Genomic DNA, 26,050 nt, shown 5'->3' with positions numbered 1-26,050 from the left:
CTAACCAACTCCCGGAAGTGTCCAACGAACCCGCAATAGTGTCCAACCAATCCTGAAGTGTTCAACCAACTCCCGGAAGTGTCCAACGAACCCGCTATAGCGTCCAACCAACTCCGCAAAGTGTCCAATCAGCTGCGACTCAACCGAAAAGGAACACCCCCAAGAACCAATTACACTTGGGACTACAAATTACCATTGTATAAATAACAAAACAAAAAGCCGCCCTCTCCACCGGGCGGCTACCTTTATATGAAAATCAAACTCAAATCTTCGCAGTAGCTTTTGCAACATTAATCGTGTTAATACTCTCATTTGACCATAAAAATAAAAAATAACCCATCCTTGAGTTAGAGGCTCAGATGGGTTACTACTCCAGATGGGCTGATCCCCTTATAGGGAACCTAGCTATTGCTGACCGTTTGACGCTCGACACGTCAAGCGGTCCTTTTTATTCTTTACTAGATCTATTCTCAATATACAGTATGCTACAGAAGACTTCAAGAACCAGAACCAAGAAATAACTTAAAAAGCAGAAGAAAGGGAAGTCTTTAGCGGGCAAAAAGACGGTTGAAAAAAGTCTTGGCCAATCAAATCCAAGAGTTCACAACGAATCAAACAAACATCACAACACTCCGATCCAACTAAACAACATCCCGCCGAAACATCACAACATTCCCAACCAACTAAACAACACCCCCTCAACACCAAACCACACCCCAAAAATCATCCCCCCCCATCCCGCATATACTACTACCCACCAATCAAAAAGGGGGAACCACCATGTCACTCACCATCAACCCGCGCGTCCAACAAATAGAACCATCCGGCATCCGCAAAATCTCCAACCAGCTCATAAACTACCCCGATGCCATCAATCTAACCATCGGCCAACCCGACTTTCCAACACCCGAACGCATCAAACAAGCCGCCCACAAAGCAATCGACGACAACAAAACTATCTACTCACACAACGCCGGTCTCCTCGAACTCCGGCAAGCCGTATCCACCTTTTTTACCGATAAATACAACTTCACCTACAACCCACAAACCGAAATCATCATCACAACCGGCGCAAGCCAAGCAATGGACACCGTATTCCGTACGATTCTCGAGCCAGGAGACGAAGTCATCGTCCCCGCACCCATCTACACCGGCTACGAACCGCTCATCACACTCGCCGGCGCAACACCCATCTATCTCGACACAACAACAACCAACTTCATCCCGGACCCAATCCAACTCGAACAACTCATCACACCCAAAACAAAAGCAATCGTCTTCAACTATCCATCCAACCCAACCGGCGTCACCATCCCACACAAAACGATGGACGAACTAGCCGCAACACTCACCAATCACGACATCTTCATCATCTCGGACGAAATCTACAGCGAAAACACCTACCAAGGGGAACACCGCTCATTCGCTGAGTACCCCGAACTCAAAGACAAACTATTCCTCATCCACGGCCTGTCCAAATCCCATTCCATGACAGGCTGGCGCATCGGTTTCCTGCTCGCCGCCGCCCAGTGGATGCAACAAGCCGTCAAAGTGCAAGCCTATAACACCATCTGCGCAGGCGTCCCATCCCAACACGCAGCTATCTGCGCACTAACCGAATGCCAACACACGCCTTCGGCAATGAACCCGGACTATATCCTACGCCGCGACTACATCTACACCCGGCTCACCAACATGGGCCTTCCGACAGTCAAACCGGGTGGCGCATTCTACATCTTTCCTTCTATTAAAGAGTTCAACCTAACATCCGAACAATTCGCCCACACGTTGCTCGATGAAGCCCGAATCGCCGTCGTACCAGGCACCGCCTTCACAGCATTCGGGGAAGGTCACATCCGAATTTCCTACGCCTACGCATTCGACCAACTCGAAATCGCCATGGACCGACTCGAAACCTGGATAACCAACTGGCGCAACAAAGAACGTCACATAGTTCCAAATCCACCGTTATTGTAATCAATAAAAAGTACCATTCTTGAAACAATCACCGAATAAAGGTATAATGTCTTTAGAAACGCATAACATAAAAAAAGACCGAGTGCGCTAACACTCGGCCTAGCAACTGCAAACCGCAAGAAGAGCGGTTGATCCGGTTTTAGACAGAAATAACCGTCATACCTTATCAGCGGGGGACGGTTATTTCTTTTTTACGAAGAAAATGATCAATGTGACTACAATTGTAAAGGCTGCTAACATTACAGTGCAAAGCTGAATTAGCAAATTTATCGATTCGTAAGTCGACATTGGCATCACCTCCATTCTCATGGAAGTGACCAACCGCCCACACTTCATATGCAATTACCAACTCTATCATAACACAAAAAGAACGTTTGTTCTATCTTACGACAACAAAAATCCATCAATCGATTACTAAGAAATCAATAAAAACAAGCCCCTCGCCACCAGCAAGGGGCTTTAAACTTTTCCAACCAAACAACAAACCTCTCAATACGCCCGCAAAACATAGTATAATCATAGAAAAAGGAGGCACTACCATGAAAAAACGCATCCCAACCCTACTACTCTCAGCAACTCTACTAATCGCATTCCAACCAGCCGCACAAGCTGCCACATTTACAGATGTGCCAACCGCACACTGGGCGCACAAAGCCATCAACAACATCTCCACCCGCGGTCTCATCAACGGCTATCCAGACGGAACCTACCGCGTCAATGAGCCCGTCACCCGAGCCCAAGCCGCAAAAGTCGTCGCGCTCGCCATCAACGCCAAACCGACAGCCGCATTCAAACCAAGTTTCCAAGACGTCAGCCCAGCCCACGGCGCATACGATCATATCCGCGCACTCACCGAACGTGGCATCTTCACCGACGGGGACAAATTCCGCCCGAACGACCCACTGACACGTGCGCAAATGGCCAAAATACTGACATTGGGCTATAAAATCATCGTCGACGACAATGACCTCATCAAATTCCAAGACGTCATTAAGCTCAACCAAAACTATGGTTACATTACGACACTTGCCGAACTCGGCATCACAACAACACCGCCAGCCGGCATGTACAAGCCAAACGACATCGTCACCCGCGCACATATGGCGGCATTCATCGACCGCACCACAAAATTCGAACTTGAGCGCGAAAAAGGCGTCATCTACTATGACAAAGCCCGCAGCATGTATATGGACAAATCCAAGCCTGATCCAATACCACCAGTAATAGACGATCAAGACAACGCCCTCAAAACCGTTGAACTTGTCAATAAACAGCGGAAACAGCTAGGCGTAAAAGAACTCATTCTCGACGCTGACCTCTCTGCAATTGCTAAAGCCAAAGCACAAGACATGGCGAAAAATAACTACTTCGACCACAAGTCACCAACATACGGCACTGTCGATGAGATGCTGAAAAAGTTCAACTACAAATGGACCGCATACGGTGAAAATATCGCAAGAGGCTACATCGCACCCGAATCCGTCGTCAAAGAATGGATGATCTCGCCAACTCACCGCGCAAATATCGCAAACAACAACTTCACACACGTCGGTACTGGTTATGCGATCGACGACAAAGGAAAACCGTATTGGGTCCAACTCTATACGCAAAAATAAAAAAACACATAACCAAACAACATTTCCACCAAACTAAACAACAAAATACCAAATCCAACCATCTTGCAAACTTCAAAACTGGGTATAGGTTATAATATAAAAGAACATACCCTTGAAAGGGGACTCACCACATTGAAAAAAATCCAAACAGCATTCATCGCCATCATAACCCTGTTCCTATTTACACCAATCGCCCAAGCAAGTACACTCGACGACGTCAAATTCTTCGTCGAGACCTACTACTATGGTGACGTCCCTAAAAACCTCAATACCATGAAAAACGTAGACGAAATCGTCAACTCACTCGACGAATACTCGCGCTACATGTCTGCCGGAGAATACCGTACCTATCTATCGGCCGTTGCTGTGGATGAACACCAACCATCGTCAATCCCAAACGTAGCTGCAACAACATCGACTAAATCACCAGCAACACCAGAGCACCCAATCACATCATCCATGCTCTACGGCAACATCGGTTACATAAAAATCGCCACGTTTTCCGCCGACCTGGGCAAGCAAGTGGAAGCACACTGGACGAAGCTCAAAAAAAATGGAGCAACCGGACTCATCGTCGACCTGCGCTATAACGGCGGTGGCTACGTCGACAGTGCTGAACAGCTTCTCGGCTTTTACCAAGGCGTGACAAACGCTTACTACCTATCTACACGCGAAGGCAACAAAATGATTAAACCGATACCAACCAAAACGAAATTCCCTAAACAATCATATGTGCTCGTCAATCGCTATTCCGCATCTGCATCTGAAATCGTCGCAGCGTCCCTCATCGATCAGCAAGCCGCTACCATAGTAGGTGAGACGACGAAAGGGAAGGGCAGTGTCCAATCCTTCTTCGAATTTGATGACGGCAGTGCACTCAAACTGACAATTGGGCACTTCAAAGGACCGGGAGGAACACTAGTCCACAAAAAGGGAATCCAACCTAGCATCAAAACCGAATCGAACAAAGAACTGTTAAACATCCATCAGCGGCTCCTCAACGAGTCATTCAGCAACAAGCACTACAAAAAAATCGACAATCTCGACAATGTACCAACGACTAAAAAAATGACTATCCAATTTACCCAGCCAATGAACTTTACCAACGCACAGACGTCCAATAATATAGAACTAGTTAAAGTAGGCGGCGTAGCCGTCCCAATCACCATCAACCAAAAGGCCAACAACACAATTGAAATTGTTCCTAACAAAAACCTGCAACCCGGCGCTTCCTATGAACTCATCATCCACCCGGGCTTAAAAAACACTAACGGCCGCACGGTTAAACAAGGCACATACGTCCCAATTACCGTCAAAAGCGCCAGCTGAAGTACGTAGCGCCTAGCAACCTAAACACCGAATGTGTTATAATCAACGAGCTGTCCGGTGCCAGTTACTGACACCATTTAGCACTTTCAAAGTGTGGCAGCAGCTAGCTCCACATTGAACCGCCATGAAGAACTCCTAGAAAAGAGGAAAACTACTATGAAAACCACTATGAATAAAAATATATGCGTCATCGGACTAGGCTACATAGGCCTACCAACAGCAGTAATGTTCGCCAACAGTGGCGTCCGCGTACACGGTATGGACGTCAACGAAAAAGCAGTTAACATGATCGCAAACAAACAACTTCATATAGAAGAGAACGGGCTTCAAGAGCGTCTTGAAGAAGCAATCGACAAAGGGTACTTCACGGTTTCAACACAACCCGTCGAAGCAGACGTCTACATCGTGGCTGTCCCATCACCAATCAACCCGGACAACACAGCAAACTTGGAGTACATCCGTAAAGCAACAGCGTCAATCGTCCCTTACCTAAAAAAAGGGGCACTGGTCATTCTCGAATCAACAGTGCCACCAAAAACAGTAGAAAATGTTATGTTGCCTGAGCTTCGCAAGTCAAACCTAGAATTAGGCGTCGATCTATTCGTCTCACACTCACCAGAGCGCGTCATTCCAGGCAAGATTTTCGAAGAACTCATTAACAACGACCGTATCGTCGGCGGCATTACAACTGAATCCGCAGAGATGACAAAAGAGCTATACCAAACATTCGTCCAAGGGGAAATCCACCTAACTGACGCAACAACAGCGGAGCTCGTCAAAGTAATGGAAAACACCTACCGTGACGTTAACATCGCGTTTGCCAATGAACTCGCAAAAATCGCTGAAACAATCGACGTCGACATATGGGAAGCTATTCGCTTTGCCAATTTCCACCCGCGCGTTAACATCCATACGCCAGGACCTGGTGTAGGCGGACATTGTATCGCAGTAGATCCTTGGTTCCTTGTGGAATTAAGCCCGGAAAACTCGGATATCATTAAGAAATCGCGCCTAACGAACAATGGCATGCCGAAATTCACAGCGCAAAAAGCACAAGCACTTCTCGAACAGCATGGCATCCAGGGCGGTAACGTCGCAGTACTAGGTCTTGCATTCAAAGCTGACGTTGACGATCTGCGAGAAAGCCCTTCGACGGAAGTCATTAAAGAACTTCAAAACTTGAATCTACAAGTAACGTCATTTGATCCACATATCAAAGAACTGCAACACCCGACCCAACGTGCATCACTAGGCGAAGCACTTCAAGACGTCGACCTAATTATCCTGACGACGGATCATACGGAATTTAAAAACCTTAATCCGGAAACAGTGAACACTGGCGACACCAAGCCACTCGTACTCGATACGAAAAACGCACTCAACCGAGACAAGTGGGAACAAGCCGGATTCCGTTTCTTTAAGCTCGGCGATGGCAAGAACAAAGGACTTTCTTCTATATGAAAGAGACCATTCTTGGCGTTCAAGTCAACACCGAAAACTACGACGAGTTAATTCCTAAAGTCTTTCGCAACATCGAAGACAAGAAGAAATCACTCGTCGTAGCCATCAACCCGGAAAAGCTTATGAAAGCAAAAGAAGACCCGGGACTAAAAGCGCTTCTTAACAGAGCCGAGTTTCAAATCCCGGACGGCATTGGCGTTATCATTGCGTCTAAATTAAAAAAGGGCAGTATCTCGTCACGCATTACTGGAATTGACATGATGGATCGTATTGTTAGGGAAGCAGCACGTACTGGGCGTGCGGTTTTCCTTTACGGTGCGAAACCAGGTGTTGCTGATAAGGCGGCTCAACAACTTAAACAGACCTATCCAGATCTTATCGTGGCAGGAACACAGGATGGCTATGAATCAGATACTAGTAAAGTCTTAGAAACTATCAATAAGGCCAAGCCTGATATTCTATTCGTTGCGATGGGTTCTCCAAAACAAGAGCAATGGATTGAACAACATCGGGACAACCTATACCCAACGTTGTATCAAGGCGTTGGTGGTTCATTCGACGTCCTTGCAGGTAACGTCAAGCGAGCACCCGCCGCATTTCAAAAAATGGGTGCGGAGTGGCTGTATCGTCTACTAAAAGAACCAAGTCGACTTAAAAGGCAAATGAATCTGCCAAAATTCTTATTTGAAGTTTTCAAACAAAAATAAGGTTGACACTCTTGTATTCCGGTAAAAGTGGTGCTAGAATACTAAAGTGTAAGGATAATTTCCTCTATAAAATATATAACAAACGCCATGCAGATCGAAATTTGGTTGGTTGACCACACAAAAAGACTCGAACAGTTCCCATCTGTTCGAGTTTTTTTGTATTGAAAAGCGGAAGTGCCTGCTAAGCCCCGACAAGCGCTGAAGGCTTGCTGATATGGCGCCCTTTGCCATTATCAGTAAGCTGAAGCGACTCGAGGGGCTAGGCACTGGAGTCTAGACAACCCCGAAAAGCGGAAGGCGTCGTCTTAGATGCGACAGGCATAAGGCGGACCAACGCCGCGGCGCACTTTGCCGCAGAGTAGGGCTGACTTATGACCCGAGCATCTGACGCCTGAAGCCTAGACATACCGAAAAGCGGAAGCACCTGTTCATCCCCGACAAGCAAGCCCCCGGGTGCCAGTTACTATCACAATACACAACCTTCGAATTGTGGCAACAGCCGGCACCAAAAATTCCAAGCATTCGCACCCTGAACTGGACACCTGTTTTAGGAATAATGAATGACAATCCTCCCGATTTGGAAAGAAAACCATTTTCCGCCATAAATTCAAAACAGATGAAAATAAAAGAATACGATGTTTATGTTGACCAAGAAAACCATATAATTCCCACTTAAACACGCATAGGTAAGGCGAAAAGACTGGAGACCGCGCAAGGAATTCCAAATACATAATCAGCAGTAACTAGACACTAACAATTGAAATCGTTCTGTAACTTTAAACCAAAAGTCGTAAAATACTTGATATATATCAGATATGCGATAGAATGGTAGAAGCGGCTCAGGAATCTAGTGATGTTTCCAAAGGGATTTACTATATTACTAACTTGTAATTGACATCCTTGTCGTAATTATCTATACTTTAATCTGTAATGACTTCTATCTTTCATTTTGCCGTGGAAGTAGTTGACACAAATTTATTTTCTATCTAAGAGGAGGAAATTATTCAATGGCTAACCAACCATCTAAGTACAGCAAATTTTTAGTAGGGGCTGCATCAGCAGCACTAGTAGCATCCGCAGTAGCACCAGTAGCAAGCGCGGCAGATTTTAAAGATACGAAAGGTAACACGCACGAAGAAGCTATCAACGCTCTTTCTGATGCAGGCGTTATCAAAGGCTATTCAGACGGTACATTCCTACCAAACAAAACGTTGACTCGTTCTGACGTTGTTAAAATGATGGGTAAATGGCTTGTAACTGAAGGACATTCAATTCCTGCAGATGCAAGAACTAACCCACGCTTCACTGACTTGTCAACAAAGTCTAACGCAGAACTTCTTGACTATGCTGCAGTTGTTAAAGACGCAGGTGTATTCATCGGATCTAACGGTAAACTTCTAGCAGTTGACAACATCACTCGTGAAAACATGGCACTAGTGCTTGTTCGCGCATTTGATACTGTTGAAAAAATCGACTTGGCTACATACGTAGCTGGACAAGATTTCAAGCGTGATGTAAAAGATCTTACATCTGCAAAATCTGAAGCACGTGCTGCTATCGACGTTCTTGATTTCTTCGACATCACGAACCCAACAGTTGCTAGCTTCAATCCAAAAGGCAACACAACTCGTGGACACTTTGCTACATTCCTACACAAAACAATTAACGCAGACTTCTCTAAAGTAGCTGGCGAAGCAGCAGAAGGCGTTGCATCAGTTAAGGCTGTTAACGCTACTACTGTTGAAGTAGCTTTCAAAGAAGCAGTTTCAGATGTTAACGCTCTTAAATACACTATCGAAGGTCTAACAGTTTCTAACGCAGCTGTTAAACAAACAGATAACAAAACTGTTATTCTTACAACTTCTGCTCAAGAAGGCGGAAAAGAATACACACTTAAAGCTGGCGAATCTACGCTAGGTAAATTTACTGGTCTTTCTGAAGTAGTTCCAACTAAAATCACAACAGATACTACTTCACTTCAAGGTATTGTTGGTAAAGAAGTAACATTGAAAGCTGACATCAACGTGAAACAAGCAGGCGTTCCTGTAACTTTCAACGTTAAAGCTGACGATAAGTTGAACAAAGACCAAGTAGTAGAAGCAGTTACTAATGCCGAAGGTATTGCTACTTACTCTTATACTCAATATGCTGCAGGTAATGACGATGTTGCTGTTTACCCTACAGGTGCACCATCTGTACGTAGCCATGCAAAAGTATACTGGGGTGTTGACTCAATCCTAACAATCGTTGCTGACGATAAAAAAGGTGAAGAAATCAACAACGGCGAAAACAAAGTTTACAAAGTAACTTACAAAGATGCAACAACTGGTAAAGCAGTAGCTAACCAAAAATTGCATGTAACATTTGCTGAAAACGTTGATACAACGATTGACAAAATTACACATGCTACTGCTAACGGGAAAAATCCTTATCAGTTAGAAAATGGTAAAACAGAAGTTGTAACTGTAACAACAAACAGCAAAGGTGAAGCTACTCTAACTGTTTCAGGATTGAATACGAAAGCAACTCCGGTTGTATTCCTAGACGATTCAGCAAGCAACAGAGTTTCTGGTAACGAACGTCTAGAAGCTACTGAATTACAAGCTAAAGCTGCACAATTGGTAATCGGTGCAGTTCAATCTTCATACGCAATCGAAGTAGCTCGTGATGGCGGAGAAGAAGCTGCAACTGGTTTAGATAATGGTCGTAAATACAAAGTTACAGTTAAGACAAAAGACGGTAAAGTTGCGGCTAACGAAACTGTTAACGTATCGTTCAATGAAGTTCTTGACAGAAATATGAATACAAATACTTCTGCAGTCTTTACTAAAGATGCTGCAAGCCTTGGACAACAAATTTCTGTTAAGCTAAATGCAAAAGGTGAAGGATCATTTACAATCGCTACAGCAACAGCTAACGTAAAAGAGTATGCTACTCCAGTTGTTTGGATTGACATCAATTCTAGCAACGCTAAAACAGGAACGCTTGACGAAGGTGAACCTTCTAAAGTTGCTGACATCACATACTTTGCTGAAGCGAAGCTTACAGATGGTAACCTAAAAGCATATGACTCTGCTGCTACTAATGCTAAAGAAGTTGAAGAAGAAGATAAATTCGCAGGTGATAAAACTGCATTCTTCAAATTTACTGCTGCTAACCAAAGCGGAAAAGCTATGTCACTTCCAACTGGTTATGATCGCATTGAAGCATCATTCACAGTGTTCAACACAGGTAGCAATGATGTAAAAGTTTATGACCAAAAAGGTAACTTCGTTGATATTGTTTCTCCAAACCGTAGTCTTACAGTTACAGTTAACGAAGAAAACAATGTAGTTCCAATGATTAGTGTTGAATCAGATAATAAAACTACTGATGTACGTGTAGAAGCAAGAGGAACTGCGATTCCTGAAAATTACCGTAACAACAACAACAACAACAACAACAGACTACAAACAATTAATCTAGGTAGCCATACAGCTAAAGCATCATTCGTATCTACTAAAGAAGTTGGTGTGACTCATACTGGTCTAGTAACAGGCATTGATACGGTAGATAAAGAAATCCAATTTGAAGGAAAAGACTATGTAAGCTATAAAGGTGCTTCTTTCAAAAACTACTATGGTAACACTATTGATCAAGCTGCATTTGAAAAAACAATCAAAGATGCATTGCTTGAAGGGAAAACACACAAAGTAACACTTAACAAAGATGGTGACAAGATCACTGTTTCTATCCTTTCTGAAACAGCAGTTACAGCACCTGCTATCGTTGTTAATCAACGTGACGTAACAGCAGTAGTTGATTCTGTAGAGGTCTCTACTGACGCTCAAGCACCAGGTCAAACAATTGCATTAACACCTGGAACTAATGGTGTTGCAGTTGCTTGGGAATCAAACAGCAGTCTTCTTACTATTGCTAATGGAACTGCTACAGTAGGTGAGGTTACGCAAGAAACGAACGTAACATTGACTGCTAAATTCTCTAAAGGTACTGGAGCAGATAAAGTTGAAGTTACTAAGAACTATACAGTGAAATTAGTACCAACTCCTGAAGTAGTAGTAACTAAAGGTCAGCTTCTAGGTAAAATTGAAGCTGCTAAACTTCTTGCAGAAGACGTGAAATACACTGCAGCAAGCAGAAACGCTCTATCAGCTGCAATTCTTGAAGCTCGCGCTGTATATGACAATAACTCTGCAACACAAACGGAAATAAAAGCTGCTGTTGCTGAGCTAGAAAAAGCAACTACAGCACTTGTATTAGTGCCAGCTGCTGACACTACTGCTCCAAAAGTTACAACTGGAAAATATACACTAAATTCTGTGAACTATGATCTGATTGCAAATGGTTATACTGTAGCAGTACCAGCAACAGCTGATAATGAATTGTCAGCACTTGAAATCACAATTGAAGAAGATAGTGTCATTAAAGTCACTGGAACTTCTGACATTGCGTCAGTGAATGTTAATTCAATTCTAGAGGGTGAAGGTCTTTCAACACTAACTCCAGAAAACGGAGTTGCTACTCTGAACCTGGAAAAAGTGGCAGATCTACTTTCTTACGCTGATTTCTCGGCATATGCAGTAGGAACTGAAAAACACATAACTCTAACACTTACTGATGCAGCAGGTAATGCTGAAACTGTAGTGATCACTCTTAAAGTTACAGCTCCAGCTGCTAACTAATTCTAAAAAAATATTACTTCATAAATTAGTTCTTTAGTTTAGAAGTAAAATAGACATCCCATGTTTAAACTTAACGTTTAATTCATGGGGTGTTTTTTATTTGGGGAAATTATCGATATTAATGTAAGGAATCTGTAGAAACACTGTAATTAATTGATATTTACCTTGATACTCCATTGAACAAGATTAATAGGTTCTATAATATTAATAAGCTTGAACCGCTTCTTTTTTGTATAAACAAATGACTAGAAAAGTCATTAACCAACTTGTGAACAACAATAGCAAACTTACATTAAAGGTTCATCTGTATGTTGTTAAAAGCCATGAATAGCAAAAACAACACCCCACGGCCAAAGTAGTATAAAATTCACCATTTAACTGCATGGCACTACTTCCCTCTAATAAACTAATAGATATTATGAAAGAGAAGAACAAAAAAAGAATTTCTTAATGCTATTGTTAGTAATTGTCTTGATTGCCGCGGGTTATCTTTTATATATATTAAAATTCAAAGAAAATAAAGTTGTGGATTCTAATAACGCGCTAACTAACACTGAAATAAATTTTAGGTACCTGTGGTTTGGCTGCTCTTAATTCGGATACAGTACAATTGCATGAATTTAAAAGGGAGCTCAGTCATATCCCATTTGGCTGGGTTTTTCATGTACATTAATAACATCCAGTGAGTTGTCATAATTACAGCTTGCATAGATGTAGTTAACACTGACTTTTAGTTGTGTGAGTAACTATTTCTGGATACTAGTATTATAGTTAACTAAGTAACTAGTATCTGACAATAGGTTGCACAAAATTACCAATTAAATTATACTATTAGTAGGAATGAATTGTATTTTTATTATTTAGTAATTGGTTATGAATCTATCGTACTACTATAATAGTAGCCTAAAGCGAATGGTATACAGAGAGTATTACTACATTATATGGGGGTTTCAAGATGAAGAAATCTAGTTATGAAAAAATATTCAAAGCGACGTTGGCAACAACAGTTGCAGCAGGAGCTTTTGTTGCTTTTGCACCTGCAAATACAGAGGCAGCATCGACATTTTTCGATGTTAAGGACATTCCAAGTCATCACTTTTATGATGCTGTCATGGACTATACTGCAAGAGGCATGATTAGTGGCTATCCAGATGGTAAATTCAAACCAGGTCAAAGCATTACCCGCCAGGATGCTGCAAAACTGTTGGCCCTTGTGTTAGATTTAGATACGAAAAATGTCCAAAATCCAGGGTTTAAAGACGTTAGCAAAACGAGCCCATACTATGGACATATTGCAGCGCTTGTTGAAGCGGGAATCATTTCAGGTTTTGAAGATAACACATTCCGACCTGAGGATAGTCTGTCAAGGGCACAAATGGCGAAAATAATTGTACTTGGCTTTGAATTTGAAGAAATGAAATCTGGAAAACTACCATTTAGCGATATTAATGATAAGCAATGGCATATTGACTATGTCCGGACATTGTACGCCAATGAAATTACGACAGGTACAACACCTACAAAATTCTCGCCGAATGCGCTTGTGACGCGTGGACAAATGGCTTCATTCGTCTTTAGAAGTGAAGCACTTGCAACGCCGAAAGTAGATGTAGACAAGGTAGCAGTAGAAGCAGCAGCGGGTCAATTAAAAGCTGGTGTAGTCACAGTCTCGCGTGGCAATGAGGCAACTGATGCCAACAAACTTACAGCGGTCCAAACCTATGTTAATTCACTCATTACGGAAAAAGGTGTAGTAGCAAAAGTGGCGGCAAGCACAACAGCTGGCAGTTATGTAGTAACACTTACTAAAGGTGAAGCAAAAGTAGAAAAAACAATCACTGTGACATTTAGCTTTGCTGCGGATGATCGTTTTGTTACTGAAGTAACCGCGATTAACGCTAAACAAGTTGAAGTTAAATTCGCAACACCTGTTACGAAAACAACCGTACTAAACGCTTCGAATGAAGTTCAAAATATGACGTTTACGATGGTGACGGGCGCGACTGTGAACCCTGGACAACTTAAAGGCTCATTGTCCGAAGATGGTAAAACATTAACGATTACTGCAAATTGGATTTTTGATGGCGAGTATGCGTTTAAGTTAACTGATGCTATTAAATCAGTAACAGGTGAAAAGTTCGAGGAGTATACAGCGATTGTCAAAGCCAATGATAAAGTTGCGCCGAAACTCGTTTCAGGATCAGCTGTTGGGAAAATATCTACGAACTCGTTTGCCCTACTATTCGATGAACCTGTTAATGCAGCTGGAGTCATCGCTTATGTTAATGGTGCAGCGGCGACCGTTGCGAACAACCCTACGAATCCAAATCGTTTAGATGTTACATCTAGTAAACAAGTTGCAGCAGGTACGGCAGCAACAGTTAAATTGACCAATGTAAAGGATTATAATAATAACATGATCGCTCCAAATCCAGTGGAAACGACAGTTACAATTTCTGCTGATACAGTAGCTCCAACTGTGACCCATGTAAACGTTATAGGCGAAAATAGAGTAGAGATCACGTACGATAAAAATATGAACATAGCTTCATTCGCAGGGAAAGCTCGTCTCGTCCATCCGAATGGAACTGTGATAAATCTTGCAGCTTCAGCTGGTAGTAATGAAAAAACGGTTGTTTTAACAGGCTCAGGATTATATTTCAATGGTGCGTACAATGCCATTCTATTTGTCGACGCTGATGTGAAAGATACGGTTGGCAATAGTACAGCCCTTTATTCAGCTAATGTTACTTTCGATAAAGATACTAGTGCGCCAGCATTGACAACAGTCGACTATAAAGATGGCAAAATTGTAGCGAATTTTACAGAAGATATTGCAATAGGCGGAACAAATGCAGTCACAGTCATTGATCAAAATACAGGAGCGGCAACTCAAATTTACCTAAACCACTACAATGGGTCGAATGCAGTGATTACTAACGATACATTAACAATTACGCAGGCATTGCCGAACGGAACCTATCAATTACGTCTACCAGCAAACACAGTCGTTGATAAAGCAGGTATACCTAATCCGAATGCGATTGCAACACAAACGTTTATTGTTCAAAATACCATTTCATCGGATAGTACACGTCCAGTAGTTGTGGCAGTTACTAACAATCCTGCAACAAATGGACAAGCTCCAGGTGTTGAACAAACGGCTACTTATACAGCAATTGACGCTGATAGTGGAGTGAACCTAGCTACGATTCAAGATATCAATAACTATACATGGGATGGCAGAGCGTTACCGATAGGATCTTATGTCACAACTGTTATCACTGGGTCAGCAGATAAAGCTACATCTGTTGCAGTAACAGTACGTGTTCCATCTGCAAGCATCACAACAACTAAAACAGCAATACTTACTGTTAACAATATTCGAGACAACGCAGGAAACACCATTGCATCCGCCGGAGCGGGCGAAGTTACATTTGTTAGTGGTAACCAAAACCAACCAGAATTCAATTATGCAGCAATATCTAATAATGGTTCTTCACTCGTTCTTGGTTTCAGTGAGGCGGTTCAATCTAAATATCTAGATGCATATGATTTCGACATTACACTCAATGGTTACCTTGTGGATAAAAACTCCATTGAATCCGTTTACAGTCCCAATTCAAATGTCGATACATTTGTTGTAAGTATCAGAGCATCTGTAGCGAATGATGTTTCAATGGATAGGAACATTAGTGATGTGATATATTTGGATAGTAATAATAATGGAAGATATGATGAGGGAAGAGATGTAGTCCTTGAAGTTGTCGATTCTAGAACTTACTCATCGAATGCAGTCAACTCAGTTACAGCCAATTTGAATTCCAATTACGTCACGAGTTTAAGAGTCAAACTTGTCAAAGACACTGTGTCACCTGTTCAAAATGCGCAAGGTAATTATGCTAACTTCAATAAAGAAATTGATGTAAGGCTAAGATAAACACCCTGTAATATCTATTGAAGACGCCTTCTGCTTGATCACAGCAAATGATCAGGTGGAAGGCGTCTTTTTCTGTCTATAATTGCATGGGCCCTCCAACAAAACCTATAAACTAACCGAAAATGTCGAATAGTGCTGATTTCTCTACACCTCATTCCCGCTTTCTGTTAAACTAGTTGATATGATGATAGAAAAGGGGAAGTCCATGAAGAAAAAACTAAAGATTTTCTTACTGATTGTGTTAGTTATTATCTTAGCTACTGCTGGTTATCTTCTGTACATGTTTAAATTTAAAGAATATGACGTGGCAGATGAAGAAGTGGAGCAAATCATTGAGAATCCATACACGATTGAGTTACCTGATGGAACGACGATTACATTAGATGACAATGGGGAAGTTGTGGATTCGCAAGGCACCGATCCCAAGGGGACAACTCCGGTTACTGAAGCTGCAGTGACATCGTCTGATGGAGACTCTGCGGAAGGCGATAAAGAAGGTGTAACACCTTCACCATCTTCTTCTGATGGCGAAACAACCACTTCCGGCAACAAAGACTCTAGCTCGACTGCAGGGGATAGTGGTAATCCAGAAACGGATCAGAAGCCAACAGTTGCTTCGATTAAGAACAAGTATGTCCCAACGCTAGATAATCTTCAATCACAGGCCGACGCTAAGATAAACACGTTGGTCAGCCATGCAATGAAAGAGTATACAGATAAGAAAGCAAACGGAGAAAGTATCGACTTCGGTTATTTTTACAATAAATACATGGGAGCTGCAAACGGGCTTGAAGCACGTACTGACGCAGTATTTGCGGGTGTCATTAAGGTCGCAGAGGTAGATTTAGAGGCAAATGGCTTCGATAAATCGTACGTTCAAAGTATGGTTGATGATTATGATGCCAAGAAAAAAGCACGCCGCGATAGCCTTATGAAAAAGGCAATGAGTCAATAATATAAAAACAAGGATTCGCTGTGGATAGTCTCAGCGAATTCTTGCTTTTTTGTGGTTGTCTAGGAAATTATAAAATTCTCGTACTGTAGATAAGTTGTAACCATAAAGAGTTTACGTCTAGACTTCAGCGCTTAGCTCCTGGGCCCATAGGACGTGTGTCATGCGGCTTCTAGGCGAAAAGAGCGCCTTTATTACTTATAGGCACCTCCTGGGAGAGATTGAACAGCATCCCTCCTACTTGTCAGGGCTGAACAGGTGTTCCTTCATCAGTAATAGCAGTCGTAATAGGATGAGAAAGGTAACTGCACCAGCCATATCGAGAATGACGTCTTGCGCAGTAGGTGTTCGTCCGCCCGTCAATGACTGGTGATACTCATCTCCGATAGCGAGTAACAGCGTGAGAAAAGTAGCCGTCAACATGCGAAACTTGTGTTTCGGTAAAATCAAATAGATGGCGACGGCAAGGAAACCGAAAATGATAAAATGCGCGCTTTTTCGAAGGAGGAACTCGATGAAGTGATAATAACCCCGTTCCTCAAGCGAAATCGTTTTACCCCAATACGGTACGTGGAGCTTGGAAAGCGTCGATTCGAGCGGCTTACCGGGCAACAAACGTTCCAGCGTTGGGATAAGAGATTGTTGTTCATACGTTTGTCCAGATGAAATGACTAGAGTACTGAGTAGAATGATTACAACGATTATTTTTTTCATATGGGAATTATACCATACAAGAGTCCCGAAACTAAGAACTAGAAAAAGCCCGTCTTAACTGATACGAAATAATCTATCAATCTTAAATAATTGATACAAAAGAAATACATATTATGATATACTTGGTCAAAGTTCGACAATGCAACTGTAAAGGGGAAACTGGCATACATGGAAGAAACGATTAGTTTACAAGATTTAATCAAGACATTAAGGAAACGGCTTATATTGATCATCTTTGCTATTATACTTGCCGTGACGATTGCAGGGATCGTCAGCTACTTCTTTTTAACTCCGATTTACCAGGCTTCAACACAAATACTTGTCAATCAGGAAAAAAGCGAACAACAACAATTTAACTCGCAGGATATTCAAACGAATCTCCAGCTCATCAATACATATAATGTCATCATTAAAAGTCCGGCGATTCTTTCTAAAGTAATCGGAAATTTGGATCTTAATACGACACCGGCACAACTCAATTCAAAAGTTACGGTGAACAGTGCGCAAAACTCACAAGTCCTCAACATCAGCGTACAGGATCCGGAACCACATGTAGCGGTCGATATCGCAAACACGACGGCAGAAGTATTCCAAGAAGAAATACAAAAACTCATGAACGTTGATAACGTCAATGTCCTCTCACCCGCGGTGCACGTAGAGAACCCATCGCCCATTAAACCGAACCCGAAGTTGAACATGGCGATTGCAGCGGTTATTGGTCTGATGCTCGGTGTTGGGATTGCATTCTTGCTTGAATATTTAGATACAACTGTGAAGACTGAACAAGATATTGAAGAATTGCTCGGCTTGCCGATTCTTGGCCTGATAAGCCCGATTACTGAAACAGATGTGCCGGGTGCAAAAGGATTCTTAAAACAGAGAAGAAAGAAAAGGTGACCGTCATGTTCAACAAGAAAAAGAAGCCAATCCAAACAGTTGCTCGTAAACTCGTAACATATGATAGTCCGAAGTCAGTCGTATCGGAGCAATTCCGCACGGTTCGGACCAACATCAACTTCTCGATGCCTGATAAGGATCTCAAAACATTACTGTTTACGTCATCCACTCCTGGCGAAGGCAAGTCGACAAGTGCGTCAAATGTCGCAATTGTTTTTGCAGAGGAAGGGAAAAAGGTACTGCTCGTTGATGCAGATATGCGCAAACCGACGATGCATTATACATTCCACAAGACGAATTCGACGGGACTCTCCAATTTGTTGACTCGAAAATGGGAGTTGAAAGACGTCGTCATCGAAACAGAAATCGAAGGACTCCACATCGTCACAAGCGGACCGATTCCACCAAATCCTGCAGAACTGCTTGGCTCGAAAACAATGGATTCTCTAATCGAAGAATTTATTGCAGGCTATGACATCGTTGTTTTCGATGCACCGCCGCTTCTTTCGGTTGCAGATGCACAGATTTTGTCAAACAAATGTGACGGCACAATTCTAGTGATTAGTTCAGGCACTGCAGAAAAGGATAGCGTTATCAAGGCAAAAGAGGCATTAGTGTCATCGAAAGCCAATATTCTCGGAACGTTACTGAACAATTTTGTTCTTGAAAAAGAACACCATTATTATCAATATTACGGGACAGGGGAGTAAAGGGGCGAGTATGTCTTTTTACTCTTCTTCTTTGGAGCTGAAAGGGGAGAACTAAACGATGATAGATATGCATAGCCACTTCCTTTTCGGAGTCGATGATGGTCCGAAAACGATAGAAGATACGATGCGCATCGTGGAAAAAGCGGCAGAAGAGGGAATTACCGACATGATTTCGACATCGCATGCATTCAGTCCGCACTTCCATGTACCGCGCAACGAAATTGAAGGTCAAATTGGATTACTTGAAGATATTGTCAGGGCAGCGGGTGTGCCAGTAACACTGCACACAGGCCAAGAAGTCCGGCTCTGTGCGGATATTATCGAAAAGTTGGCAATGAAAGAAGTGTTGACGCTCGCTAACTCTCGCTATCTCCTACTTGAACTTCCAACACAATCGGTACCTGCCTATACGGTGACTATTATCCAGTCCTTGCTGGGAGAAGGTATAATCCCGATTATCGCCCACCCCGAAAGGAACCGGGCTATCGCAGAAAAACCCGAACGGCTCGAACGACTCGTTAGACACGGCGCACTTGCACAAATTACAGCGGGAAGTGTCGCAGGGCACTTCGGAAAGAACGTTCAAAAGCTGTCACTTCAATTGATTGAAGCGAACTTGATCCACACGTACGGGTCTGACGTTCATAATATGACAACGAGACCACTTCTTTTCGATAAAGGGCTCGATTACTTAGAAAAAAAGCACCTGCATGACATTGCGAATATCCTGCTCGACAATAACGAACGCATTGTAAAAGATGAGCCGATGTTTATATTGGAACCTGAAATCCCTATTTTAAGAAAATGGTGGAAATTAATTGGGTGAAGTGGTACTATGGGCTGTGGGTTTAGTGTCATGCCATATAGACTATATATAGTTGAATTGTTTCTGAAGTACATAGTAAGTGGTCAAAAAGAACTTTACTACTCAGACTTTATCAATTAGAGAGGAGTACTTCATACGATGTCCATTAAAAAAAGAATGACATATTTAGCGATTGCGGACTCCTTCATAGTTCTGTTTTCCATCTATATCGGATACTTCATCTTGCATCCGTACATAGACATCTTTACGAACAAAATGTTACTCATTAGCGTCATTACGATTCAAATCGCTCATCACTCATTTGCATGGCATTACGGACTCTATAAAAAAGCGTGGTCCTATGCTTCAATAGGAGAATTGAAATCGATTTTCAAAGCAGTAACATTAACAATTGCTGTCGTTGCGGTTGTCCAAATCGCTGTCATACAAGACATTTATTTACGTGCATTATCCCTCACTTGGATGCTCCATATTCTTCTAATTGGCGGATCACGGATGTCATGGAGGCTCTTCCGGGATACGGTCAATCTCCAGGAGGACAAAGAAGCAAAACGCACGATGATCGTTGGAGCAGGACAAGCTGGAAGTATGATTGTGAGACAAGTACTTCAGAACCCTGAATCCGGCATGAAACCCGTCCTCTTTGTAGATGATGATCGTACGAAACAAGGTCTCGAAATATTCGGTGTAAAAGTAGTCGGCGGTACGCAACATATTTCCGGTTTTGTTAAAGCCAATGACATCGAGAAAATTGTCATCGCCATTCCATCTATGGGAAAACAACAAATGGCTGAATTAATGAAACTATGTATTGAAACCGGTATCCAAACACAAACGATTCCACGCATCGAAGACCTTATGACGGGTAAAGTATCCGTCAATGATATGCAAGACGTGAAAATCGAAGACTTGCTGGGCCGAGATGAAGTCCAACTCGATTTAAAAGCAATCGCGGACAAGCTAACTGGCAGGACAATATTAGTCACCGGCGCGGGAGGCTCAATCGGTTCCGAAATTTGTAGGCAAGTGAGTGAGTTTAGACCGAGAAGATTGATCCTTTTAGGACATGGTGAAAATTCTATCTACAATATAGACATGGAACTGCGTCAAAAAGTTTCACCACATACAGAAATAATTCCAATAATTGCAGACGTCCAAGATCGAATGCGCATTTTCGACATAGTCAGCGAGTACAAACCTGATGTTATGTACCACGCCGCTGCCCATAAGCATGTGCCTTTAATGGAAGCAAACCCGATGGAAGCAGTGAAAAATAATATCTTTGGTACAAAGAACGTCGCTGAAGCAGCAGATACATTCGGTGTGTCCTACTTTGTCATGATCTCAACAGACAAAGCAGTAAACCCACCCAACGTTATGGGCGCAACAAAGCGCTTTGCGGAAATGATTGTACAAAACCTAGCAAAAGAAAGTAAGACAAAATTTGCGGCTGTCCGATTTGGCAATGTCCTCGGCTCACGTGGCAGTGTAGTACCCCTGTTCAAACAGCAGATTGCTAAAGGCGGACCGATTACGGTGACTGATCCGGAGATGACAAGATACTTCATGACGATACCGGAAGCATCACGGCTTGTGATTCAAGCAGGGACGTTAGCTGCTGGTGGTGAAGTGTTTGTCCTTGATATGGGTGAGCCGGTGAAGATTGTCGATCTAGCGAAGAACCTGATCAAGTTGTCTGGGTATAGTGAAGAAGAGATTGGCATCAACTACTCAGGGATTCGGCCTGGGGAGAAATTGTTTGAAGAGTTATTGAATGAGAATGAACGGCAGAGCGAGTATGTGTTTCCAAAGATTTTTGTTGGGAAGGCGGAGCCGGTTAGTCGTTTGGAGATGGAGTTTGTAATAGAGAACTTGCTTGAAATGAATGACATAGAGTTGAAAGAGACATTGGTTGGGATTGCTAATCGGAAGGTTGCTAGTATCAATAGGGAAGTAACGACTGCATAGCAGGGGTCCCGAAGTATACCGGGTACCAGACACTGACAACATTCGCGTCCTACGGCGAATTGTGACAGCGCCTGGCACCCTTAGCAAAGAAGTAAAAGGAGGCATTGCAATGAAAAAGGTACGTAAAGCAATTATTCCAGCAGCAGGTTTGGGTACACGGTTTTTGCCGGCGACGAAGGCGATGCCGAAGGAAATGCTACCGATTGTTGATAAGCCGACCATTCAATACATTGTTGAAGAGGCAATTGCATCCGGCATTGAAGATATTATAATCGTTACGGGAAAAGGGAAGCGAGCGATTGAAGACCATTTTGATAATAACTTTGAATTGGAAGAAAGTCTTATTGAAAAGGAAAAATTCGATTTATTAGATAAAGTTAGGCAATCAGCAAATGTAGAAATTCATTACATACGTCAAAAAGAACCAAAAGGACTTGGCCATGCTGTATGGTGCGCACGTAAGTTTATTGGGAATGAGCCATTTGCAGTTTTACTAGGTGATGATATTGTTCAGAGTGAAGTTCCTAGCTTAAAACAACTTATGGATCAGTATGATGAAACGCATGCGTCCATAATTGGTGTACAAACTGTACCGGATAATGAAACCCATCGCTATGGCATTGTTGAGCCTTCATTGCAAACAGGGCGAAGGTATGCGGTTGAAAACTTTGTGGAGAAACCAGCGAAGGGGACAGCACCATCGAATCTAGCGATTATGGGGAGATATATACTAACTCCTGAGATCTTCATGTGTTTAGAAAAGCAGGAAACTGGAGCGGGTGGGGAAATTCAGTTGACGGATGCGATTCAACAGTTGAATAAAATTCAGCGTGTGTTTGCTTATGATTTTGAAGGTAAGCGGTATGATGTTGGGGAGAAATTAGGGTTTATTACGACTACGATTGAGTTTGCTTTGCAGAATCCTGAGATTAGGGATGAATTGATGGCTTATCTTGAGGAATTGATGGAGAAAAGGCTAGTTAGATAATTAATTAGTGGTGATTGGGGTCCTTGTTCATTTGTGTTTGTGAAATGGGCAGGGAGTTTAATTATGTGTAAGGCTGGTTTAGATACCTTTTTTTTATATTTGGTGGGTTAGTAGTTGATTGGACAACAGAAAATCAAGGAATCCAATTAAGTATTAATTTACTAATAACTATCAAGGAGTGCTACGGATATGTATATGAAGATTAAAAGATTGATGGATATCATTCTCTCTTTTATAGGATTAATCATTTTATCACCAATACTTTTAATTCTAGTCACTGCTATTAAACTGGATTCGAAAGGTCCAGTGTTGTTCAAACAAAAACGTGTCGGAATTAATAAGGCTCATTTCAATATATTGAAATTCAGAACGATGAGAATAGATACGCCTAACGACACTCCAACTCATTTATTAACTAACCCGGAGCAGTACATTACAAAAATGGGTAAATTCCTGAGAAAGACTTCACTTGATGAAATCCCTCAGATTTTGAATATCTTTGTTGGGCAGATGAGCGTTATTGGTCCTAGACCGGCGTTGTGGAACCAATATGACTTGATAGCAGAACGTGACAAGTATGGTGCTAATGACGTTTCGCCGGGATTGACTGGTTGGGCACAGATTAATGGTAGGGATGAGCTTGCTATTGAGATTAAGGCGAAGTTAGATGGGGAGTATGTTAAGAAGATTGGACTATGGATGGATATTAAGTGTTTCATTGGGACTATTGTTAGTGTTGTTAAGGGTGATGGGGTTGTTGAAGGCGGGACAGGAGCGCTTAGCAAGGCAGTATCAAAAATGAAGTCGAAGGAGATGGAGAACAAATATGGTGACCCAAAGTAATTATTCTGTTTTAATGTCAGTTTATCGTAAAGAATCACCGGTAAATTTGGATTTAAGTTTAGAAAGTATGTTCTCTCAAACTCATCCAACAAATGATTTTGTTTTAATTTGTGATGGACCTCTGACGGATGAATTGAATACCGTGATAGCTGATTACCAAAAGAGGTTCCCAGATATTTTAAAGATACATCGCTTTAAAAAAAACATGGGATTAGGTGTAGCACTTAGGCAAGGGATTCAGAATTGTGAAAATGAGTTAATTGCAAGAATGGACTCTGATGATATTGCAGTTAATAATCGATGTGAAAGAGAACAACAAGAAATTATTAAAGGATATGATATTGTTGGTTCAAACATAGCCGAATTTATTGATACTATAGACAATATTATTGCAACTCGTACCGTACCTGAAAATCACGAAGATATAGTGAGATTTGTAAAGAAGAGAAATCCTTTTAATCATCCAAGTGTTATGTATAGAAAAAGCAAGGTTTTAGAAGCAGGAAATTATAGAGATGAATACCGTCTCGAAGACTATTATCTTTGGGTGGATATGATAAGTATTGGTTGTAAAGGTTATAATATTCAGGAAAATCTAGTTCATATGAGATCAACAAAAGATATGTATAAACGCCGTTCTGGTTTGTCGCTTGTAAAATCATTATTAAGACTACGTAAGTATATGCAAAAAAGTGGGTTAATAAATGTATTTGAATTTATTAGTATCACTATAGCACAGACTATTTTAGCAGTTATTCCAAATGCTTTAAGGAGTGTACTTTATAGAAAGGTTTTAAGGAATTGATTCCAGGTGTAAATAGTCAAGCGGTATTGAATTAATTATTTGTCAAATTAAGTGGGACACTTAATCGATAAGCGCTTCTTGCGGCGTGCGCCAGTTAAGACACTTTCTTGGCCGATTCGGGGAAGTTGAAGGGCTCAGTCTTGTTAAGTTCGTCATCTGTCACTTTTGTTGAAAATTAGTTCCTAACTGTTTGCGCTGCTTCCGCACTGTATTGACGATTTTTTGTGCTCCGCTTCTTTTCCATGACTGCCACTCGGGCAGTCATGGAAAAGGATTGCCTACTGTTCAATAATGACAATCTGCTTTTTTGATAGATGTTCAAGCGATATCAGGGAAGTCTCCTCTCATCCTTGTATTCTTCAATCTTTACACTGAAAATACAGAACATCAAATATGTGTTGGGTAGTTACCGCATTTGTTTTGTACATAAATTAATTGTGGTTTATGAATTAAAATATACCAAAGGTTAATATTGAAATTAAATAACTGATAAGAGAGGGATTTCATTGAGAAAGCGCGTTTTAATTTTAGCTGGAATTCCATGGGATACTACTATTCAACGGCATCATAATTTTGCTAATTTATTAAATGAATTAGATTATGAGGTATTCTTTGTGGAAAAAATACCTAGTTCAAAATTCACCGTGAAAAAGTTAGTTGGGAGAATAAGGAAGAAGAACCGAGGAAAAAAAGATCATTTAATTGTTAATAGAAACAACATAAGAGTAATAAATCATTTTTTTTTAAATCCAATAAGGGGAATATTTTGGGCGATAAATAAATACCAAGTGAGAAAGTTAGTAGAAAAAGTGGGAACCGATTTTGAAATCGTCATTAACTATTTACCAGTTAATACCACGTGCAATATTCTTGAGAATATTAAAGCGAAAATAATTATTTACGATTGTGTTAGAGATTTTGAAAACTGGGGAGGATATCCTGCAGACGTAAATGTAATTGAAAAGAAATTAGTGTTAAGTTCTAGTATTATACTTACAGATTCATACTATTTAACAGATAAGATTAGGAATAGATATAATGAAGCAAACGTCCTTCAAATTTTGCCGACAGTAGATGAAAAACAAATGTCTATCCTAAAGAATAGTAGGTTAAAAAATGAAATAAATAATATACTCTATTTTGGTGCGGTAGGTAATCATATAGATGTTCATATTTTAAATAAGTTAGCTGATGATGGTTATCAAGTACACATAATAGGAGAAATACATCAAGGGATTCATTTAAACAACAGAATAATAAATCATGGTTTTATTTCAGACTTAGAATTACTGGCGAGAGAAATAGTTAATTATGCGGATGCAATAATAATTCCTTATAAAGGTAATATGGATGGAGTTATTCCAGCCAAACTAATGCAATGTATTGCTACAGGGCTTCCGATATTTATTAATAAGTTTTATGACTCTAAAATGCTCAATCAATACCTATATCTTTATGAAGACTACAAAGACTTAAATAGGTTAATTGAACAATTTGATATTGAAAGACATAAACTTTTTTTAAAAGATATGATTAATTTTAGTCGAATTAATTCTGAGGAATGTCAGTATTTGAAACTGAAATCAGTATTAGATCAATTTAAATAAAATGTATAATTTATTTTGTGGTCTTTAG

The 26,050-nt window shown here is 41.3% G+C and carries 17 protein-coding genes; 16 read left to right on the top strand and 1 reads right to left on the bottom strand.

The features are described from left to right. The first annotated feature begins 780 nt into the window (after positions 1-780). The 8 genes from AZE41_RS19270 (at position 781) to AZE41_RS19235 (ending at position 16,667) form a co-directional block, all read left to right on the top strand. Positions 781-1,977, top strand: a complete 1,197-nt coding sequence (locus tag AZE41_RS19270) for an aminotransferase class I/II-fold pyridoxal phosphate-dependent enzyme (protein WP_067213019.1) — start codon at positions 781-783, stop codon at positions 1,975-1,977. Between the two features lie 539 nt (positions 1,978-2,516). Further along, complete coding sequence (locus AZE41_RS19265) at positions 2,517-3,593, top strand: CAP and S-layer homology domain-containing protein (RefSeq protein ID WP_067213017.1); 1,077 nt, start codon at positions 2,517-2,519, stop codon at positions 3,591-3,593. A 132-nt stretch (positions 3,594-3,725) separates the two neighbouring features. Further along, positions 3,726-4,922 (top strand): S41 family peptidase, encoded by a 1,197-nt coding sequence (locus tag AZE41_RS19260; protein WP_067213014.1) that lies wholly within the window; start codon positions 3,726-3,728, stop codon positions 4,920-4,922. A gap of 168 nt (positions 4,923-5,090) precedes the next feature. Continuing rightward, on the top strand, positions 5,091-6,383 hold the full coding sequence (locus tag AZE41_RS19255; protein WP_067214071.1) for a nucleotide sugar dehydrogenase: 1,293 nt from the start codon (positions 5,091-5,093) through the stop codon (positions 6,381-6,383). Next, the gene (locus AZE41_RS19250) at positions 6,380-7,090 is read left to right on the top strand and encodes a WecB/TagA/CpsF family glycosyltransferase (RefSeq protein WP_067213010.1); all 711 of its coding nucleotides are present in this window, start codon (positions 6,380-6,382) and stop codon (positions 7,088-7,090) included. The genes AZE41_RS19255 and AZE41_RS19250 overlap by 4 nt, the downstream gene beginning before the upstream one ends. Positions 7,091-8,097: 1,007 nt before the next feature. Continuing rightward, positions 8,098-11,772, top strand: a complete 3,675-nt coding sequence (locus tag AZE41_RS19245; protein WP_067213007.1) for an S-layer homology domain-containing protein — start codon at positions 8,098-8,100, stop codon at positions 11,770-11,772. Between the two features lie 955 nt (positions 11,773-12,727). Beyond that, positions 12,728-15,712 carry an S-layer homology domain-containing protein gene (locus AZE41_RS19240; protein ID WP_067213006.1) on the top strand — a complete coding sequence of 995 codons (2,985 nt, stop codon included), beginning with the start codon at positions 12,728-12,730 and terminating at the stop codon, positions 15,710-15,712. A gap of 205 nt (positions 15,713-15,917) precedes the next feature. After that, positions 15,918-16,667, top strand: coding sequence for a hypothetical protein (locus tag AZE41_RS19235; protein ID WP_067213002.1), 750 nt, complete (start codon positions 15,918-15,920; stop codon positions 16,665-16,667). 234 nt (positions 16,668-16,901) lie between these two features. Here AZE41_RS19235 and AZE41_RS19230 read toward each other — a convergent pair whose 3' ends face one another. Beyond that, positions 16,902-17,378, bottom strand: a complete 477-nt coding sequence (locus AZE41_RS19230) for a VanZ family protein (RefSeq protein WP_067212999.1) — start codon at positions 17,376-17,378, stop codon at positions 16,902-16,904. Between the two features lie 168 nt (positions 17,379-17,546). On the opposite strand from AZE41_RS19230, the gene AZE41_RS19225 reads away from it, so the two are divergent. The 8 genes from AZE41_RS19225 to AZE41_RS19190 all read left to right on the top strand — a co-directional run bounded on the left by AZE41_RS19225 (position 17,547) and on the right by AZE41_RS19190 (position 26,022). Beyond that, on the top strand, positions 17,547-18,275 hold the full coding sequence (locus AZE41_RS19225) for a YveK family protein (RefSeq protein ID WP_067212996.1): 729 nt from the start codon (positions 17,547-17,549) through the stop codon (positions 18,273-18,275). Positions 18,276-18,280: 5 nt separating this feature from the next. Further along, positions 18,281-18,985, top strand: coding sequence for a CpsD/CapB family tyrosine-protein kinase (locus tag AZE41_RS19220; RefSeq protein WP_067212994.1), 705 nt, complete (start codon positions 18,281-18,283; stop codon positions 18,983-18,985). 58 nt (positions 18,986-19,043) lie between these two features. Then, positions 19,044-19,811 (top strand): tyrosine-protein phosphatase, encoded by a 768-nt coding sequence (locus tag AZE41_RS19215; RefSeq protein WP_067212991.1) that lies wholly within the window; start codon positions 19,044-19,046, stop codon positions 19,809-19,811. Positions 19,812-19,949: 138 nt separating this feature from the next. Beyond that, positions 19,950-21,779 carry a polysaccharide biosynthesis protein gene (locus tag AZE41_RS19210; RefSeq protein WP_067212989.1) on the top strand — a complete coding sequence of 610 codons (1,830 nt, stop codon included), beginning with the start codon at positions 19,950-19,952 and terminating at the stop codon, positions 21,777-21,779. Positions 21,780-21,888: 109 nt separating this feature from the next. Next, positions 21,889-22,767 (top strand): UTP--glucose-1-phosphate uridylyltransferase GalU, encoded by an 879-nt coding sequence (gene galU / locus AZE41_RS19205; protein WP_067212987.1) that lies wholly within the window; start codon positions 21,889-21,891, stop codon positions 22,765-22,767. 189 nt (positions 22,768-22,956) lie between these two features. Next, positions 22,957-23,610 carry a sugar transferase gene (locus tag AZE41_RS19200; protein WP_067212984.1) on the top strand — a complete coding sequence of 218 codons (654 nt, stop codon included), beginning with the start codon at positions 22,957-22,959 and terminating at the stop codon, positions 23,608-23,610. Next, positions 23,594-24,415 carry a glycosyltransferase gene (locus tag AZE41_RS19195; protein WP_067212981.1) on the top strand — a complete coding sequence of 274 codons (822 nt, stop codon included), beginning with the start codon at positions 23,594-23,596 and terminating at the stop codon, positions 24,413-24,415. Before AZE41_RS19200 ends, AZE41_RS19195 begins: the two co-directional genes overlap by 17 nt. A gap of 506 nt (positions 24,416-24,921) precedes the next feature. Then, on the top strand, positions 24,922-26,022 hold the full coding sequence (locus AZE41_RS19190) for a glycosyltransferase family protein (RefSeq protein WP_067212978.1): 1,101 nt from the start codon (positions 24,922-24,924) through the stop codon (positions 26,020-26,022). Positions 26,023-26,050: the final 28 nt, after the last annotated feature.

This window comes from Sporosarcina psychrophila (assembly GCF_001590685.1).
GTDB classification, from domain to species: domain Bacteria; phylum Bacillota; class Bacilli; order Bacillales_A; family Planococcaceae; genus Sporosarcina; species Sporosarcina psychrophila.
Note: the sequence above shows the minus strand (reverse complement) of the source record. Positions and strands in the feature narration are given on the sequence as shown.